This window comes from Paenibacillus sp. S-12 (genome assembly GCF_030363895.1).
Taxonomy (GTDB): domain Bacteria; phylum Bacillota; class Bacilli; order Paenibacillales; family Paenibacillaceae; genus Paenibacillus_B; species Paenibacillus_B alvei.
The window spans coordinates 631194-648229 of sequence record NZ_JASIUF010000005.1; the positions used below are offsets into that span (position 1 = coordinate 631194).

Annotated in this window: 17 protein-coding genes; all 17 read left to right on the forward strand. The window is 46.2% G+C overall.

Annotated features, from left to right (window positions below; all coding sequences use genetic code 11):
• Window positions 1–79: 79 nt before the first annotated feature.
• Complete coding sequence (gene sleB / locus NO352_RS05750; RefSeq protein WP_005550515.1) at window positions 80–835, forward strand: spore cortex-lytic enzyme; 756 nt, start codon at window positions 80–82, stop codon at window positions 833–835.
• A gap of 161 nt (window positions 836–996) precedes the next feature.
• On the forward strand, window positions 997–2277 hold the full coding sequence (yfmF, locus tag NO352_RS05755) for an EF-P 5-aminopentanol modification-associated protein YfmF (protein WP_193373014.1): 1281 nt from the start codon (window positions 997–999) through the stop codon (window positions 2275–2277).
• 3 nt (window positions 2278–2280) lie between these two features.
• Window positions 2281–3561 (forward strand): EF-P 5-aminopentanol modification-associated protein YfmH, encoded by a 1281-nt coding sequence (gene yfmH, locus NO352_RS05760; RefSeq protein WP_289355048.1) that lies wholly within the window; start codon window positions 2281–2283, stop codon window positions 3559–3561.
• An 84-nt stretch (window positions 3562–3645) separates the two neighbouring features.
• Entirely contained in the window at window positions 3646–4392 is a 747-nt protein-coding gene (ymfI, locus tag NO352_RS05765; protein ID WP_289355049.1) for an elongation factor P 5-aminopentanone reductase, read from the forward strand.
• Window positions 4393–4484: 92 nt separating this feature from the next.
• Window positions 4485–4739 carry a DUF3243 domain-containing protein gene (locus NO352_RS05770; RefSeq protein ID WP_005550507.1) on the forward strand — a complete coding sequence of 85 codons (255 nt, stop codon included), beginning with the start codon at window positions 4485–4487 and terminating at the stop codon, window positions 4737–4739.
• 241 nt (window positions 4740–4980) lie between these two features.
• Window positions 4981–5745, forward strand: a complete 765-nt coding sequence (locus tag NO352_RS05775) for a DUF3388 domain-containing protein (RefSeq protein ID WP_163978262.1) — start codon at window positions 4981–4983, stop codon at window positions 5743–5745.
• A gap of 48 nt (window positions 5746–5793) precedes the next feature.
• Complete coding sequence (locus NO352_RS05780) at window positions 5794–6762, forward strand: helix-turn-helix domain-containing protein (RefSeq protein WP_262866848.1); 969 nt, start codon at window positions 5794–5796, stop codon at window positions 6760–6762.
• 140 nt (window positions 6763–6902) lie between these two features.
• Entirely contained in the window at window positions 6903–7067 is a 165-nt protein-coding gene (locus tag NO352_RS05785) for a hypothetical protein (protein ID WP_005550504.1), read from the forward strand.
• 125 nt (window positions 7068–7192) lie between these two features.
• Entirely contained in the window at window positions 7193–7681 is a 489-nt protein-coding gene (locus tag NO352_RS05790) for a YajQ family cyclic di-GMP-binding protein (protein WP_005550503.1), read from the forward strand.
• A gap of 157 nt (window positions 7682–7838) precedes the next feature.
• On the forward strand, window positions 7839–9167 hold the full coding sequence (rimO, locus tag NO352_RS05795) for a 30S ribosomal protein S12 methylthiotransferase RimO (protein WP_005550502.1): 1329 nt from the start codon (window positions 7839–7841) through the stop codon (window positions 9165–9167).
• The gene (pgsA, locus tag NO352_RS05800) at window positions 9164–9742 is read left to right on the forward strand and encodes a CDP-diacylglycerol--glycerol-3-phosphate 3-phosphatidyltransferase (RefSeq protein WP_005550501.1); all 579 of its coding nucleotides are present in this window, start codon (window positions 9164–9166) and stop codon (window positions 9740–9742) included. Before rimO ends, pgsA begins: the two co-directional genes overlap by 4 nt.
• 112 nt (window positions 9743–9854) lie before the next feature.
• Window positions 9855–11126, forward strand: a complete 1272-nt coding sequence (locus NO352_RS05805) for a competence/damage-inducible protein A (RefSeq protein ID WP_040736754.1) — start codon at window positions 9855–9857, stop codon at window positions 11124–11126.
• A gap of 265 nt (window positions 11127–11391) precedes the next feature.
• Entirely contained in the window at window positions 11392–12450 is a 1059-nt protein-coding gene (gene recA / locus NO352_RS05810) for a recombinase RecA (protein WP_040736752.1), read from the forward strand.
• A gap of 71 nt (window positions 12451–12521) precedes the next feature.
• On the forward strand, window positions 12522–13202 hold the full coding sequence (locus NO352_RS05815) for a regulatory protein RecX (protein ID WP_005550498.1): 681 nt from the start codon (window positions 12522–12524) through the stop codon (window positions 13200–13202).
• Window positions 13203–13505: 303 nt separating this feature from the next.
• Window positions 13506–15053: a ribonuclease Y gene (rny, locus tag NO352_RS05820; protein ID WP_005550497.1), complete on the forward strand. Its 1548-nt coding sequence runs from the start codon at window positions 13506–13508 to the stop codon at window positions 15051–15053.
• Window positions 15054–15453: 400 nt separating this feature from the next.
• Window positions 15454–16248: a TIGR00282 family metallophosphoesterase gene (locus NO352_RS05825; protein WP_289355050.1), complete on the forward strand. Its 795-nt coding sequence runs from the start codon at window positions 15454–15456 to the stop codon at window positions 16246–16248.
• A 347-nt stretch (window positions 16249–16595) separates the two neighbouring features.
• Complete coding sequence (locus tag NO352_RS05830) at window positions 16596–16856, forward strand: stage V sporulation protein S (RefSeq protein ID WP_005550495.1); 261 nt, start codon at window positions 16596–16598, stop codon at window positions 16854–16856.
• Window positions 16857–17036: the final 180 nt, after the last annotated feature.

Genomic DNA, 17036 nt, shown 5'->3' on the forward strand with positions numbered 1-17036 from the left:
GTGCATAGATCTTTCCCTGTTATCTCATAATAAAGTTGCCAATCCTGTCAAATTCACAAGAGAGAGGTAGACGTTAGGCATGAGAAAACGGATGATTTGGATTACGATATGCATCGTATTCGTGCTGATTGGGGCATTCCAGTACAAGCAAATGGGCAAGACGGAAGCCACATTTAGCAATGCGACATTGCAGCAAGGCTCACAGGGGCAAGATGTGAAGGAGTTACAAGGTCGATTGAAGTTTCTCGGGTATTATGACGGCAAGACCGACGGTATCTTTGGCCCAGCGACGAAAAATGCAGTGACGTGGTTCCAATGGAAGTTTGGCATGAAGTCAGACGGAATCGTTGGGCCGAAGACCAAAGAAATGCTAGTAAAGGCGACGAAAAACTGGAAGCCTGAAACTACGGGCGGGACGGCACCAAACAAGCCTTCTGGCTCAACAAATAACAATATAAGCGGTTCCAACAATTTGGGGCTATCGGAAAATGATCTGAAATTTATGGCGAATGCGGTCTATGGTGAAGCACGTGGAGAGCCTTATGAAGGGCAGGTAGCTGTAGCAGCTGTTATTTTGAATCGGGTGAAATCGCCGAGCTTCCCGAAAACGGCATACGGTGTTATTTTCCAACCAGGCGCTTTTACCGCAGTAGCCGATGGACAGATCTGGTTAGAACCAAATGAGACGGCAAAACGAGCAGTTAAGGATGCAATTAATGGATGGGATCCTTCCGGCGGCTGCCTATATTATTTCAACCCTGAAACCGCTACGTCCAAATGGATTTGGACACGTCCTCAGGTGAAAACAATCGGCAAGCATATATTCTGTATGTAATGAAGTGATCGAAGCGACGAAAGAAATGAGACGTAACGAGATGTTACATATGGAAGCGGGATGAAGAAGCAATGGCAGCAGGCCATTTGCTTCTTTGTTTCCATTCCGGTATGTTATTGGTAATGAATGATTGATCATATGAAGAAATGGGGTTAGATATGGTGAGCAAACCGACATTTGAACGGGGAAAGGTAAAAGGCATGCGTGTTCATGTTATGCCGACAAAGCGCTTTAAAACGTTCGCCATCTCTGTGTATGTAGGGATCCCACTCCAAGAGGATACCTTAACGACTACGGCACTAACGCCTTTTGTACTGCGGAGAGGCACGTCTTCGTATCCGGAAACGATACGATTCCGCGAGCGCTTGGATGAGTTGTACGGAGCAGGATTTGGCTTCGATGTGTTCAAGCGAGCGGATTATCAAATCATTCAGTTCCGTATGGACGTTATCAATGATGTTTTTGTGAGCTCGTCAGAGTCCTTGCTTGCACAGGCATTTCAGTTTTTAGGCGAAGCAATTACGACCCCAGCCATGGATAATGGTACCTTTCGCAGTAAGTATGTGGACGAGGAGAAAGAAACCTTGCGCCAGCGTATTGAGTCGATCGTTAACGATAAAATCCGTTATGCGGCAGAACGCTGCGTAGAGGAAATGTGCAAAAACGAACCGTATCGCCTGCATGCGCTTGGCAATCGGCAAGATTTAGACTCGATTGATGCGGCCGCATTAACCGAAAAGTATCGCTGGCTGCTTGAGCATGCGGCAATTGACGTTTATGTTGTTGGGGATACAACCTATGAAGAGGTTGAACGCTGTGTAGAGTCATCGTTCCGTATCGGCCGCTCGGTTGAGACGCCATATGCCCGTTCTATACCAGTGCCGCGCATAGGCGAACCGAACACCGTTATTGAACGTCTCGAAGTCAGTCAAGGAAAACTGAATATGGGGCTTCGCTCCACCATTACCTATGCTGATGATGCCTATCCTGCTGTGTTAATGTACAATGGCATCTTGGGCGGGTACCCGCATTCCAAGCTGTTTATCAATGTGCGTGAGAAGAACAGTCTAGCCTACTATGCTGCCTCCCGCTTCGAAGGGCATAAAGGCATTTGCACGATTCAGTCTGGGATTGAGTTCGAGCATTTTGATAAAGCCAGGGAAATTATTATTGAGCAGCTTGAGGCAATGAAGGCAGGACAACTGCAGCCACTCGAAATCAGTCAGACGAAAGCCATGATTGCGAATCAACTGCGTGAAATTGATGATTCCTCGTTTGAAATGATTGGCTTTGATTTCAACCGGGTGCTGTCTGGAAAAGAGCGCAGTACGTCCCAACTCATTGACGAGGTAGAGCATATCGACGCAGCGCATATTCAAAAGGTCGCTCTGACCTTCCAGTTGGATACGATTTATTTCTTGCGCAATAGGGAGGAGGCCTAATCGATGGAACAACGTCATTACTCCAATTTGCAAGAAACGATCTATTATGAACAGATGGATAATGGATTAGATGTGTACGTGCTCCCTAAGACGGGATTCCAGAAGACATACGCTACTTTTTCCACAAAATATGGCTCTATCGATAATCATTTTCATGTGGAAGGACAAGAAGAGATTCAAGTTCCAGATGGGATCGCACACTTCTTGGAGCATAAAATGTTTGAAGAGCCTGAAGGAGATATTTTTGCTAAGTTTGCCGAACAGGGTGCATCTGCGAATGCTTTTACTACTTTTGATCGTACGGTCTATTTGTTTTCATCCACGTCCCGAATTGAAGAAAGCCTGGAGACGTTGATTGATTTCGTACAAAGGCCTTATTTTACAGATGAAAATGTAGAAAAAGAAAAGGGCATAATCGGTCAGGAAATTAACATGTATCGCGATAATGCAGCGTGGCGGGTGTACTTTGGCCTTATTGAGGCAATGTACCATGTTCATCCTGTACATATTGATATTGCAGGTACGATAGAATCAATCGGGACGATTACGAAGGAAACACTCTATACGTGCTACCATACCTTCTACCATCCTTCCAACATGCTGTTGTTCGTCGTAGGCGGTGTTGAACCGAAAAGCATCTTCGAGTTAGTACGCAGCAATCAGGCCAGCAAGACATATGAACCGCAAGGGCAGATACGCCGCATATTCGAGGAGGAACCAAACACGGTGAAGGAGACAAGACGAGTCTCCAAGCTTCCCGTATCTCTTCCTCGATGTTTATTCGGTTGTAAAGAACCTCGTCCCGGCCTAGAGGGTAAGGAACTGTTGGAGCATGAAATAAAGACGCGCATTATGCTGGATTTGATGTTGGGCAGTAGCTCGCCGTTATATCAGACGCTGTATGAGGAAGGTTTAACGACAGATTCATTTGGCAGCGAATTCAATTGCAGCTCTGATTATGCCTTCTCGATTATCGGCGGGGAAACGAAAGACCCTGATGGTTTGGTGAAGCGGGTTAGGGAGCTAATTGATGAGCGCAAAGTATCGGGCTTCGAGCAGGGTGCATTCGAGCGTATCCGCAATAAGTCGATTGGCTCTTACTTGCGGATGCTAAATTCTCCTGAAGCGATTGCCAACGAATTTACGAAGTATAAGTTCCGTGATACCGATTTATTTGATATACTTTCGGTATACGAGACGCTAACGTTAGAACAAGTGCATCAGCGGTTGAAGGATCATTTTGATTGGAATCGACTAGCAGTGTCTATTGTCGAACAACCGTAACATACGAAGGCGTACCTGCAATCAGGTGCGCTTTCTTTTTTTATATGTACAATACTTGTCCACAAAAAAAGGGGGAGAGCAAGTATGAAAGCTTTGTCAGAGACATCTGTCCTAATAACTGGAGCTAGCCGTGGGATTGGAGCAGCGATTGCGGAACGTTTCGCTCAAGTAGGAATGAAGATCGTGATTCATTATTTAAATTCACACGAAGCTGCGAATGAAGTGGCTCGCAAGTGTCTGAATCATGGTGCGCAGGTCATGACAATCTCTGCTGATCTCAGAGATATGGAGCAGCTTGATCGAATGAAGGAAAAGCTTGATGAGTTGGGTTTCACACCTGATATATTGGTCAATAATGCTGGTGTTGCTTATTACGGTCTGTTCACGGATGTAACGGAGCAGGAATGGATGGACTGTATGGACATTAATTTGAAGGGGATGTTCATGTGTACGCAACGATTTGCTCCGTATATGATAACGCAAAAGTATGGTCGAATTATCAATGTATCCTCCATTTGGGGAATCACTGGAGCCTCCTGTGAAGTCATGTATTCGATGGCCAAAGGCGGCGTTAATGCCTTTACAAAGGCATTAGCGAAAGAGCTGGCGCCTTCTGGAGTAACTGTAAATGCGGTAGCACCGGGTGTGGTGGATACCGATATGGTCAAGCATTTGGATAAAGAAGAACGAATGGCGCTCCAAGAAGATATTCCATTAGGCAGACTTGGAACACCGGAAGAGGTTGCTTCCCTGATTTATTATTTGGCACTGCCTGAATCGGGATATATCACAGGACAAGTTATTAGTCCAAATGGCGGATGGCAAATGTAAGTCTAATGCTTGATATGTTACGCATAATTCCGGTGGCATAGGCACATATTACGACTGATGAATTCACATTAGACCACTAGGAGGGCGTTCTCGTGTCATCAGTACTTGAAAACTTCGACTCGTGGAAAAAGTTTCTTGGAGAACGTGTCAAGCAAGCAAAAGGGCTAGGCATGTCTGAAGAAACAATTTCCAAGCTTGCTTATGAAATCGGTTCGTTTTTGGAAGAGAAGGTTGACCCGAAAAATGCACAAGAAAGTGCATTGAAAGAATTGTGGAGTGTCGGCTCTGACGAGGAGCGGAAAACGATTGCTCGTTTGATGGTAAAATTGGCTGAGCAAAACGGGTAATTCGTCATTTTGTCCATATATCAAAAGAAAGGAAGTTCTGAACCGAACTTTCTTTCTTTTCATACCCTCATCTTCATGCAAACGACATGAATACATGCTCAGAACCTGCTATAATGGTACTGAATCGGAGAAATTTAGAAAGTATTGCGTTTTTTCTCGTTTTTTAGCCCGACTCCGGTGGAATTTGTGTCCCATGTATTGTAGAATGGAAAACGGCGGATAACCGCGGATGAGGTGTGTCATGGAGTACAAACAGTGGTATATGGAATATAAGATACATAAAAACCGCCCTGGTCTTCTCGGGGATATTGCTTCGCTGCTAGGAATGCTCGAAGTAAACATTTTGACTATTAACGGTGTAGAAGACAAGACAAGAGGAATGCTTCTGCAAACGGATGATGATGAGAAGATCGAAATCATGGGGCAGATGCTGAAAAAGGTTGACAATATTACAGTGTCCGCACTGCGGCAGCCGAAGCTGGTTGATATACTGGCTGTACGCCATGGCAGATATATTGAACGCGATTCTGATGATCGAAAGACGTTCCGCTTTACAAGAGACGAGCTTGGCTTGCTTGTTGATTTTTTGGGTGAAATATTCAAGCGTGATGGGCAACAGGTGATCGGGCTTCGAGGAATGCCGCGGGTTGGCAAGACGGAATCCATTATTGCTGGAAGCGTGTGTGCGATGAAGCGCTGGACATTTGTATCCTCTACGCTGCTCAGACAGACCGTGCGCAGTCAAATGTCTGATGAGGAACTGAACCCGAACAATATCTTTATTATCGATGGCATTGTAAGCACGATTCGTTCGAATGAGAAACATGCTTCATTGCTCGAGGAAATTATCAATATGCCATCCACGAAGGTAATTGAGCATCCAGATATATTTGTTCAAGAAACCAGTTATGATTATGATTTTTTTGATTACATTATCGAATTGCGCAACAATCCGGATGAGGAAATTACGTACGAATCGTTTACGATAAATTATAACGAAATTTAACATAGCAGTACGCAGGTGCAGCTTGGATTATGGACAGGAGGTGAAGTTGTGTCAGAGTTAGGGCAATTATTAAAAAAAGCAAGGCTAGAAAAAAATCTTTCCCTGGATGATGTCCAAGAAGCTACGAAAATTCGTAAGCGTTACTTGGAGGCGATTGAGGAAGGGGACTATAAGGTGCTGCCGGGTTCGTTCTATGTACGTGCCTTTGTCAAAACGTACGCAGAGACGGTAGGCTTGAACCCTGATGAAATTTTGCAGTATTATCGCAACGATATTCCGACACCGGAACCCGAGCCGTCAGTCGAGCCGCTCATGCGAACGAAGAAACGCAGTGTACAATCGTCATCGTCTGATCGATTTGGACGCTGGGCATCGACGCTGCTTCTATGGGCTTTCATCATTTTAATCGGTGTCATTGTCTATTTCTTCGTCGTCATGAAAGTGAATCCGGGAACATCGGACAACACTTCTGATGATACGAATATTACGGAGACACAGACACCATCTACGGGCGCGAATGGAGCGGCCAATGGCGACAAAGCAGGACAAAACAATGCCGGTGGAGCGGTTCAACAGCCAGTTAAGCCTACTACTCCAGAACCTCCGAAACAGGAGCAGAAGCCAATTGTCGTATTGCAAACCTCTAAGCGTTCTGAGGATGTGTATCAAGTATCGGCCCCAGCGAATACACCTGTGAAGGTTGAAATTAAAGCAGTTAATGACAGAAGCTGGCTGGCCGTTCATGAGAAGAATAGCAGCGGGAAGAAGCTCCATTATGAAACATTGGAGAAGGATCAAACCGTATCGTTCGATATGACGGATCAAGGTATGTTCATTCGCGCTGGTTATGCTAAGGCGATCGAAGTTACGGTTGCTGGGGAGCCGTTGAATAAATCCGACAATGAGGGCTCCAAAAATATTCGCCTGCAATGGATTTCTTACGAGGAAGCGCAGAAGCTACAAGCAGAAAAGCAAGAGGGATCCCCTACAACGAACATGGATCAAGGCAATCACTAGGTGCATAAACAGCATGACCCAATGGCTGGTTTGGTTCGAATTACATCCTGCCGCTGGACATAATCACTTTTTCACAGGAGACAATATAGCTGCGGCGATAATTGTGAACTCCGATTAAATACAAGGTGAGGTGTCGAGCAATGGCAACCAGTTGGATCGTTACCGGTGCTGGTATTGTGGTCAGCTTGTTAGGGTATTACTTGATGCCAAGTGTTTGGGGGTATGGCGTGTTAGGCTTTGGGCTTGCACATATTTTACTAGGAGTGCTTGATATGTTCCGAGCGCCAGCACGCGTTCGTTTTTAGACAATCGCATGCTGCAGGGGCATTCTTTTGCAGGCTTGAGCCTGTTTGAGAATGCCTTTGTGTATATACATAACGTTAAGTTTGTACATATGGAATTAAGTGGTATCTTGAAGGAGGAACCAAATATGGCGGACAGTTCATTTGATATTGTATCCAAGCTGGATCTGCAGGAAATGAATAATGCAATTACTCAGGCAATGAAGGAAATTGAATCTCGATACGATTTTAAAGGAAGTAAAAGTAAAATTACCCTTGAGAAGGATGAAGTGATCATTGTATCGGATGATGAGTTCAAACTAAAGAGTGTCATTGATATATTGCAATCAAAAATGGCCAAGCGCGGTGTAGCTATCAAAAATATGGACTTCGGTAAAATTGAGCCGGCAGCGTCAGCTGCTGTACGACAGCGGGCGAAGTGTAAGCAGGGGATTGATCAGGATACAGCTAAAAAAATTAATATTATGATCCGTGACTCGAAGCTTAAAGTAAAAAGCCAGATTCAAGGAGATCAGATTCGAGTTACTGGTAAAAGTAAAGACGATTTGCAAGCTGTCATGCAGCTGCTACGGGGTGCAAATCTGCCGCTAGATCTGCAATTTACGAATTATCGCTAAGCGGATAGCCCATCATCACAGCTGTAAGGTAGAAGGATGATGGGCCTTTTTTGTTTTTTTGACTCCAAAGTCATGACTGTATTATACTTGATGAGATACATAGATATACGGATATGAAAATACTCCAAATAGGAGTCTGCCTTATGGGGGATGTAAAATGACAGAAAAGATTAAAATCGTAACGTTGGGCTGCGACAAAAACTTGGTTGATTCCGAGATTATGTCCGGCTTAATTTATGAGCGTGGATATGAGTTGGTGGAAAATGAAGAAGACGCAACGGTTATCATCGTCAACACATGTGGATTCATTGATGCTGCTAAGGAAGAATCGGTCAATACGATTTTAAGATTGGCAGATCTGAAGGAAACCGCAGAGCTGAAGGCGCTCATCGTTTCGGGCTGTTTAACACAGCGATACAAAGAGCAGCTTCTCGATGAAATGCCGGAGATTGATGGTATCGTTGGTACAGGCGACTTTGATAAAATCAATGATATTGTTGATGAAGCACTGCAGGGAAGCAAGCCTATCCGGGTAGGCAATCCTGTGTTCGATTATGATCGCATCCTTCCGCGTAAAGTGGCGACTCCGCGCTATACGGCGTATGTCAAGATTGCCGAGGGCTGTGACAACAATTGTACCTTCTGCAGTATTCCAATTATGAGAGGCAAGTTCCGCAGCCGTACAATGGAGTCAATTCTTGCGGAGGTAGCCCAGCTGGCAGAACAAGGGGTTAAGGAGATTAGCTTAATTGCCCAGGATTCCACGAATTACGGTGTAGACTTGTACGATGGCTTCAAGCTGCCGGAGTTGATGAATAAAGTAAGCGAAATTCCAGGTGTGGAATGGGTTCGCCTGCACTACGCATATCCTGGTTTCTTCACCGAGGAGCTTATGGATACGATTGCAAGCAATCCGAAGATTTGCAAGTATATCGATATGCCATTGCAGCATAGCGAAGATAGCATTTTGAAGCGTATGAGACGTCCGGGCCGCCAGCGTGATTCCAGAGAGCTCGTGAACAAAATCCGTGAACGAATCCCGGGTGTAGCGCTGCGTACGTCTATTATTGTAGGGTTCCCCGGAGAAACGGACGAAGACTTTGACAGACTATGCGACTTTATTAGGGAAATGAAGTTCGATCGATTAGGTGTATTCACCTATTCTTCCGAAGAGGACACGCCGGCAACTCGCTTGCCTGACCATGTCCCTGATGAGGTGAAAGAATGGCGTGCGAATACGCTTATGGAGATTCAACGTCAAGTATCTAAAGAAGTAAGTGAGAAGCGTATTGGTGATATATTGGAAGTCCTTGTTGAGCGTTACGATGGCCGCAATGATGTATTCATCGGCCGCTCGCAATTCGACGCCCCTGAAATTGACGGGGAAGTATTTATTTCCGGCCAGCCATTGAGTATTGGGGAAATTGCCAAGGTAAGGATTACTCATGCGCTTGAATTTGACTTAGCCGGGGAGGGTCTCGCGTGAATCTGGCGAACAAGATAACGTTGGTCCGTATTTTTCTTGTGCCAATAATGATGTTCTTCCTATTGGTGAACTTTGATTATTTGCCTGCGATTGAACTAGAGGGGTTTTCGATTACTTACAACCAGATTATTGCGGCCTTGATCTTCATTATTGCTGCAAGTACTGATGGATTGGATGGTTATATCGCCCGTAAACGCAAAATGGTTACAAATTTAGGAAAGCTGCTTGATCCTCTTGCGGACAAGCTGCTCGTAGCGGCGGTACTCATCTCTCTTGTTGAGATGCAAAAGTGTGATGCGTGGATCGCGGTTGTCATTATCAGCCGTGAGTTCGCGGTTACAGGCCTTCGTCAAGTTGCTTTGCTCGAAGGAACGGTTGTTGCTGCCAGCAAGTGGGGAAAATGGAAGACGGCAACACAAATAACGGCGATTGCGGCAATGCTGCTTAACAACTTTCCGTTTGCGTTTCTTCATTTCCGATTTGATATATTGGCGACGTGGGTTGCCGCGTTGATCACGGTCTACTCGGGAATTGACTATTTTGTCAAAAATAAAAATGTGCTGCATCTTTCGTGATAGATGAGCGGAAGCTGTTAGGTAAATAGGTGCTTTTTCCGTATTTCCGGCTGTTTCCGGGGTGGAAGAGGCACCTATTCTTATGTACAGACTTATGGGGATGGTGGTTGACATGAAAGCAGAAATCATTGCAGTTGGCACTGAGCTGCTGCTCGGACAAATTGTAAATACGAATGCTCAATATATTTCACAGCAATTGGCTTTGGTTGGTGTGGATGTTTTTTATCATACGGTTGTCGGAGATAACGCCAAGCGAATTCAACAGACTATTGAAACAGCTCGGGATCGTTCTGACCTGCTCATTTTTACCGGCGGTCTAGGACCAACGATGGATGATTTGACGAAGGATGTACTTGCGGAAATGTTAGGTCGTAAGATGACATACGATGAACCGGCAATGGCCAAGATGACAGAGATGTTTGCAGGGCGCGGCATCCATATGGTTGAAAGCAATAAGCGTCAAGCGCATGTCATTGATGGGGCTGATGTACTGCAGAACTCGACAGGCCTCGCCGTTGGGAATGTCCTCCAACATAATGGAACAACGTATGTACTGCTTCCAGGACCTCCACGTGAAATGAAGCCAATGCTCGACAATGAGGCGATTCCGTGGCTGCAGCGTCGGCAAGTCATTGATCAATCCTCCTTGTATACGCGAATGCTGAAATTTGCGGGCATCGGAGAATCAGGTCTCGAAAATGCTCTTCTCGATCTGATCGAGCAGCAAACAGATACAACGATTGCCACCTATGCAAAGGAAGGGGAGGTACTTGTTCGATTGGCTGTAAAAGGGACAGATCGGACAGAAGCCGAGTTGAAGCTCGATCAGGTGGAACGTGAAATTCGCACCCGACTGGGCTTGCATCTCTATGCAACTGAGGATTTGCCGCTCCCAGAAGTGCTTGTGAAGCAGTTGACGCAATATGGGTTAACCTTATCCGCTGCCGAAAGCTGTACAGGAGGGATGTTCGCTGATACGATTACGGCGATCCCTGGAAGCTCGCATGTGTTCGCTGGCGGTGCGGTGACCTACTCGAACGAAATGAAGGAACGAATTCTTGGCGTGCCTCATGAGCTGCTTGAGGGAGAGCATGCACCTGGAGCAGTAAGTGAGCAAACTGCCAAGGCTATGGTTGAAGGGATGCAGGACATTGCTGATACTGATTTCACAGTAGCCATAACAGGAGTTGCAGGGCCTGACCATTCGGAGCGTAAGCCTGTCGGCTTGGTTTATATAGCAATTGCCGAGAAGGGGAAGGAAGTTGTTGTTGAAGAGTTGCGTTTGAATGGAGATCGGGAAGGGATACGCCGCCGTACGGTATATGCCATTATGTATCGGTTATGGAGACGGCTGCAGGAACGATCCGTGCATAATGCGATGTAATTTAGAAATTGTTGACAAAATAAAGAGCGGAAGCTACAATCGATTATAGATGCGGAAGAACCGTAACAAAGTGTATGTGCGCTTTGTTGCGGTTTTTTTGTTGGCTGCATCCGGCAAATTGATATATCAAATATATGGTAAAAATGGATATTGAAGTGGGTGTGTTCGTCAAAAAAACGAATGTATGTTCGAAAAAATGCTTGGCAAACCGAATGAAACACGTTATGATGTATATATCAAACGAATCAGTGAAGGAAGTGAGTTTGTGTCAGATCGTCGCGCTGCGTTAGAAATGGCTTTGCGTCAAATTGAGAAACAATTCGGTAAAGGTTCGATCATGAAACTTGGCGAATCCAATCACATGCAAGTCGAGATTGTACCAAGCGGATCTCTTGCATTAGATATAGCTTTAGGAATCGGCGGTTTGCCGAGAGGTCGTATTATCGAGGTTTATGGACCAGAATCTTCCGGTAAGACAACGGTTGCGCTTCATGCGATCGCTGAAGTACAGAAGACTGGTGGACAAGCTGCATTTATTGATGCGGAACACGCGTTGGATCCGCTATATGCAAGCAAGCTGGGCGTCAATATTGACGAACTTCTGTTGTCCCAGCCAGATACAGGGGAGCAAGCGCTTGAAATTGCGGAAGCATTGGTACGAAGCGGTGCTGTCGACATTATCGTTATTGACTCTGTTGCAGCACTTGTTCCGAAGGCAGAGATTGAAGGCGAAATGGGAGACTCCCATGTTGGTCTTCAGGCTCGCTTGATGTCGCAGGCATTGCGTAAATTGTCTGGTGCAATCAGCAAATCGAAGACGATCGCGATCTTCATCAACCAGCTTCGTGAGAAGGTTGGCGTGATGTTCGGTAACCCGGAAACAACGCCAGGCGGCCGTGCATTGAAGTTCTATTCCAGTGTTCGTCTTGAGGTACGCCGTGTTGAGACAATTAAGCAAGGTACAGATATGATTGGTAACCGTACACGCATCAAGGTTGTTAAGAATAAGGTTGCTCCTCCGTTCAAGCAGGCAGACATCGACATCATGTATGGTGAAGGTATCTCACGCGAGGGAAGCATCGTCGATATTGGCACAGAGATGGATATCGTGCAGAAGAGCGGTGCTTGGTATTCCTTCGAGGGTGAGCGATTGGGCCAAGGTCGCGAGAATGCGAAGCAATTCTTGAAGGAACATTCGGAAATTGCGTTATCCATTGAAAATCAAATTCGTGAAGCAAGCAATCTAACGACAACAATCCCTGCTAAGGGTGTTAGTGAAGATGATGATGATACATTAGAATTGGAATTAGGTGACGACGAATAATTCGTTGTCTGCTCAAAGCACCTTCGCGTTAGGCGAAGGTGCTTCTATGTATTTGTATGGAGGAGAGCCGTTTGAAGGATAGTGAACGTATCGTAACAATCACACGCGTAGAGCGCGTGGAGAGACAGGCTGGTCGCTATACGATTCATTTCGATGGGGCAGCTCCGCTTGAAGTGCATGAAGATGTGATGATCAAGTTCCGACTATTAAAAGGATCAGAACTGTCACTCGACTCCCTTACGGAGATATTGCGTGCAGACGAAGGGAATAAGGCCTACGTGCAAGCGATTAAGTATTTGCAGCGCAAACCACGTACACGCATCGAACTCGCACGTAACCTAGCCCAGAAGGGCTATGAAGACGGCATCGTGCATGAGGTGCTCGATCGTTTGGAACGGGAGTGGTTGGTCGATGATAAATCATATGCAATGCAATGGGCGCATCAGCGTCTGAATCGTCATATGAAGGGGCGCCGCTGGATTCAGCATGAGCTGAAGCAAAAGGGAGTGCAGGATCGGCATATTGAAACTGCGCTTTATTCGATAGATCCGGAAGAGGAATGGGAAAGCGCACTGCATGCCGCTCGCAAAAAATGGAGACAGACGAAGGGGGAAATGCATCTGCGCAAGCAAAAAGTGGCAGCCTTCCTCGCCCGCAGAGGCTTCCCAATGGATATGGCGCGTCGGGCAGCTTATGCTGCAGCGGATGAGCAAGTTGATGAAGAGGGTGTATCAGGCCATCTTGACGAATAATAAAGTGACCACTCACGTCATTTGCTTGACAATATCTTTTCATGAATAATAAAATGAACATGTATCTTTATTTTCACGAGATCAATCCCCTCTTCCAGAGATTGATTTCTAATGATTCATTTCGCCAATTTACTGATTTCCGATTGTCGCCTTAAGGCGACGCCCGTGTATGCCTAGAGCATATACATAGGCTAGTGCACGAACACTAGTCTATTGAGTTGATTAATGAATAGGGAAACTTGAAAACCAAAAATGTAACCTGTCCCAAGCAGTGCTTGGAGGAACCAACGGGGAGGTGAGGCAATGAACGTACAACTTTGGCTCGCGATCGTTCTCGTTGTGGCCGCATTGTTCTTGGGGTTTGGAATCGGATACCTGATTCGCAAATCGCTTGCCGAAGCGAAGATAACGAGTGCTGAACACGCCGCGGAACAAATTATGGATGGCGCGCGCAAGGAAGCTGAAGCGCTGAAGAAAGAAGCAGTGCTTGAAGCGAAGGACGAAATCCATAAGCTTCGCAATGAAGCGGAGAAGGACATCCGCGAACGACGGAACGAAGTTCAACGACTCGAAAGACGCTTATTGCAAAAAGAAGAGTCGTTGGATAAAAAGTTAGAAGCGCTGGAACGTAAAGAAGAACAAGTAGCTGCTAAAGAGAAACGAATCGAAGAAACACAAGAACAGATCGATCAAATTTGTCAGCAGCAAGTTACAGAATTAGAACGCATTTCGAATCTGACGATGGAAGATGCGCGTACAATTATTTTGACGAATGTAGAGCAAGAAGTGCGTCATGAAACGGCGCAAATGATTAAAGAGATTGAGCAGCAAGCTCGCGAGGAAGCGGACAAGCGCTCCCGTGAGATTATTACGATGGCTATCCAGCGTTGCGCTGCAGATCATGTCGCAGAAACGACGGTATCCGTTGTTGCATTGCCGAACGAAGAGATGAAGGGCCGCATTATCGGTCGCGAAGGACGAAATATCCGCGCGCTCGAGACGTTGACAGGGATCGATCTCATTATCGATGACACGCCTGAAGCGGTTATTCTGTCCGGATTCGACCCGATTCGCCGTGAAATTGCAAGAACATCTCTTGAGAAGCTCGTTGCAGACGGACGTATTCACCCAGCTCGCATCGAGGAAATGGTGGAGAAGTCGCGCAAGGAAGTGGACGAGCGGATTCGCGAATACGGAGAACAAGCTACATTCGAAGTCGGCGTGCACGGATTGCATCCTGATTTGATCAAAATATTGGGTCGTTTGAAGTTCCGTACAAGTTATGGACAGAACGTACTGAAGCACTCTATGGAAGTGGCTTATCTTGCCGGTTTGATGGCAGGAGAGCTTGGAGAGGATGTAACGTTAGCCAAACGTGCCGGGCTGTTGCATGACATCGGAAAAGCGTTGGATCATGAAGTTGAAGGATCTCACGTCGAAATCGGCGTAGAGTTGGCGAAGAAGTATAAAGAACATCCTGTAGTCATTAACAGCATCGCATCCCACCATGGCGACTGTGAAGCAACATCTGTCATCGCTATGCTGGTCGCTGCCGCTGACGCTTTGTCGGCAGCAAGACCAGGCGCTCGTAGGGAAACGCTTGAAACATACATCAAACGACTTGAAAAACTGGAAGAGATTTCAGAGTCGTTCGAGGGCGTTGAGAAATCATACGCGATTCAAGCGGGACGTGAAGTCCGCGTAATGGTACAACCGGAGAAGATTGATGATGCCGAAGCATATCGTCTTGCTCGTGAAATTACGAAGACGATTGAAAATGAATTGGATTATCCAGGGCATATTAAGGTAACGGTCATTCGCGAAACCCGAGCGGTTGAATATGCGAAATAGGATGCACATATAGGATTTGGAGAAGTGGCCTAATTAGGCCACTTCTCCCTTTTAGCGGTTGTTCAAAAAGTTCGCTTTTGGGCACAAAGAGATGCAGAAAGTAACTTGACATCGAATCGTGCGTTCACTTTCGAAGGGCGTATGCTTTCGAAGTATGTTTCCAACGGAAACATTCAGCTGCTCATGTAGTCTCATCTACACTTCGCCGCTCCCTACAAGTTTTGCAATGCAAAACTCACTACGGAAGCATACGCTTCAAGTTCGCGCAACCTTCTCGATGCTGCAAACCGACCTTTTTTTAATACATCGAAGAAATGGTTAGGAGATAGAAAGCTGCCTCAACTGGTCGGAACTCAAGAAGAACTGGGCTAGAGGCTGTCGCAAGGAGGACTTAGGCAAGATGAAAGTAATGTTTATCGGAGATATCGTCGGAAATACGGGGCGCAAAGCCCTCAAGCAGGTTCTTCCGTCACTCAAGCAAAAGCACAATCCGCACATCATCATTGCGAACGCTGAAAATGCTGCCGGAGGCAGAGGTGTAACTTCTGCGATTATTAAGGAGTTCGTTGATCTAGGCGTTCACGGCTTTACAATGGGGAACCACACATGGGACAATAAGGATATATTCGAATGGATTGACGACGAGAAACGCATGGTTCGCCCAGCGAACTTCCCGCCCGGGACACCAGGCCAAGGTCATACGGTAATTAAGGCCAACGGCAAGGAACTGGTAATCGTCAATGTGCAAGGCCGCACCTTTTTGCCGGCTATTGATTGCCCATTCCGTACGACGGATGAAATCATTGAATCACTGGGGAAGAAATCGCGGGCGATACTTGTTGACTTCCACGCTGAGGCAACGTCAGAGAAGATTGCGATGGGTTGGCACTTGGATGGCCGCGCGTCACTTGTAGTAGGTACACATACGCATGTACAGACAAATGACGATACAATCTTGCCAGGAGGCACTGCTTACTTAACAGATGTGGGTATGGTAGGCTCCAAGGAAGGCGTGCTGGGAATGGAAAGGGAAGCTGTGCTACGCAAGTTCAAGACACAGCTACCAGTCCGTTTCGTTGTTGACGAAGGAAAATGGCAGTTCCATGGGCTTGTAGTCGAAATTGATGAAGCTACCGGCAAGGCTGTTAAGCTTGAAAAGATCCGTGTTCGTGAAGACGAGTGGATAATGGAGTAATTGCAGTAATTGCGGTAAGAAGCAGGCGAGGCAAGTGCGAGAGCACTGGCTTCGCCTTTTTGCTGTATGCGTTGAATGATAGGTAAGATGAACGGTAAGCCATGCTAAACGTTGGGATAGGAAGGTGCTCAGGAGGTTCTTGAATTGGGGGGAAGCGATAAAGAAGCGTTTATGGAATGGTTGTTGTTAACGGATGACGCTTGAACAGAGCGGAGCCTAAATCCGAACCAGTCGAGCCAGGCTGCCCGAAAGTGAATGAATCTGCATTGTGAAGGAATTTTTAGCACATTCACGAATATGTTGTAATAATGGAGTCTAACCTTAACAATCCCGAGGAGGTACTTTCCATGGAAGTATTAAAGGTTTCAGCAAAGTCCAATCCTAATTCGGTAGCTGGAGCGTTAGCAGGGGTTTTGCGTGAACGGGGAGCAGCCGAACTGCAAGCAATTGGCGCAGGGGCCTTGAACCAAGCGATTAAGGCCGTTGCCATTGCACGGGGATTCGTTGCACCAAGTGGTGTGGATTTGATTTGTGTTCCCGCTTTCACGGATATTGTCATCGATGGCGAGGATCGGACAGCAATTAAATTGATAGTTGAGCCCAGATAATATACGTCGACAGTGGTGTGTGAGTAACGACTTTTTTCAGCCTGTTTACAACGTAAGCAGGTTTTTTGCTTTGTGTTCCTCGGGAAGAAAGATGGTTAAGATGGATCTAGGTGCGGCAATTCGGACAAGCACAGTTCGAATAGCGGCGGAATAGATTGGCGATCCGATAAGAATAACAAA

Bases quoted from the DNA above. Each gene is read 5' to 3' on its own strand.
- NO352_RS05790 (WP_005550503.1), top strand. From the start codon at position 7,193: ATGGCGGACAGTTCATTTGATATTGTATCCAAGCTGGATCTGCAGGAA.
- yfmH (WP_289355048.1), top strand. From the start codon at position 2,281: ATGGAACAACGTCATTACTCCAATTTGCAAGAAACGATCTATTATGAA.
- NO352_RS05805 (WP_040736754.1), top strand. From the start codon at position 9,855: ATGAAAGCAGAAATCATTGCAGTTGGCACTGAGCTGCTGCTCGGACAA.
- rny (WP_005550497.1), top strand. From the start codon at position 13,506: ATGAACGTACAACTTTGGCTCGCGATCGTTCTCGTTGTGGCCGCATTG.
- rimO (WP_005550502.1), top strand. From the start codon at position 7,839: ATGACAGAAAAGATTAAAATCGTAACGTTGGGCTGCGACAAAAACTTG.
- NO352_RS05775 (WP_163978262.1), top strand. From the start codon at position 4,981: ATGGAGTACAAACAGTGGTATATGGAATATAAGATACATAAAAACCGC.
- NO352_RS05785 (WP_005550504.1), top strand. From the start codon at position 6,903: ATGGCAACCAGTTGGATCGTTACCGGTGCTGGTATTGTGGTCAGCTTG.
- sleB (WP_005550515.1), top strand. From the start codon at position 80: ATGAGAAAACGGATGATTTGGATTACGATATGCATCGTATTCGTGCTG.
- NO352_RS05825 (WP_289355050.1), top strand. From the start codon at position 15,454: ATGAAAGTAATGTTTATCGGAGATATCGTCGGAAATACGGGGCGCAAA.
- ymfI (WP_289355049.1), top strand. From the start codon at position 3,646: ATGAAAGCTTTGTCAGAGACATCTGTCCTAATAACTGGAGCTAGCCGT.
- NO352_RS05830 (WP_005550495.1), top strand. From the start codon at position 16,596: ATGGAAGTATTAAAGGTTTCAGCAAAGTCCAATCCTAATTCGGTAGCT.